Source organism: Mycobacterium lehmannii, assembly GCF_002245535.1.
GTDB lineage: Bacteria > Actinomycetota > Actinomycetes > Mycobacteriales > Mycobacteriaceae > Mycobacterium > Mycobacterium lehmannii.
Genome location: NZ_NKCN01000069.1, coordinates 1 through 1,119, shown reverse-complemented (window position 1 = coordinate 1,119; position 1,119 = coordinate 1). Strand labels below are relative to the sequence as shown.

The following is a 1,119-nucleotide window of genomic DNA, read 5'->3' as shown; positions in this document are numbered from 1 at the left end:
CCCGCCGACGTCATCGCCACTGCCCCCGCCCTGCTGGGCTTCACCCCCACCAACAGCGTCGTGGTCTACCTGCTGGGCACCGAGCCCGACGGCACCCCCATCATCAAAGTCACCATCCGCTGCGACATCACCATCAGCGCCAGCCAAGCTGCCAGCTTCGCCCGCACCTGCCACCTCAACGCCGCCAAATACGACGGCGCCCTGCTCCTGGCCGTCTGCAGCGCCGAGCTCGACGACCACGCCGCAGTGGTCCTCGACGGCATCCGCGACTCCCTCACCGAGGCCGGCATCACCGTCCGCCGCCGCCTCACCACCCGCGACGTCACCGCCGCCGGTACCTGGATCGACCCCGACACCGGAGCCACCGGAACCACCTACCCCTACACCGACTCGCTGCTGACCGCGCAGCGCATCCACGACGGCGCGATCCTCACCGCCCGCCGCGAGGACCTCGTGCGCGAGTTCGACCCCATCACCCCCGCCCCCGCCGTCGCCGTCGGAGACCACGCCGTCCTGGTCTCCACCACCATGGAGGACATCACCGACGCTCTCACCGGAGCCAGCCGCTACATCAGCGCCACCCTGTCCACCCGCGCCGGCATCCTCATCACCAGCCACCCCGCCCTCCGCGACGCGATGCTGCACCTCGCCCTCGACCACGAGCGTGCCGCCACCAACGTGTGGACCCACATCGCCCGCCAACTGCGCGGGCGGCCCCGCACCGAAGCGCTCACCATCGCCGCAGTCTGCTACTGCCTGATCAACGACACCGTCCGCGCCGGAATCGCCGCCGACATCGCCATCACCGAGGCCACCGACGCCGGCGACGAACCGCCCACCCTGGCCGCCATGCTCCTGGCCGCCCTCGAATCGGGCATCGAGCCCGCCCTGATCCGCCGCGTCCTGACCGACACCCACCCCGGCACTTAACCCACCGCGCCCGGCCGGTGTCCGCGCAGGGTGCGGGCATCGGCTGGTGTGGTGTCTTCGCGGTGCGCGGGCGCCGGCGCACTAGGTGCGACCGGCGGATGCCCGCCTGCGGCGGGCGTGGTCCGTAGCCCCTCACCTTTAACCGTTCAGCTGGGTCGCCCAGTGTGACCGACGAGGCCCCGTCACGCG

1 protein-coding gene is annotated in these 1,119 nt (G+C 71.8%); it reads left to right on the top strand.

Annotated features, from left to right (window positions below):
- A partial coding sequence (locus CEX87_RS26885) for a DUF4192 domain-containing protein (RefSeq protein ID WP_094289880.1) occupies window positions 1–930 on the top strand: 930 nt, incomplete at its 5' end.
- Between the last annotated feature and the right edge of the window lie 189 nt (window positions 931–1,119).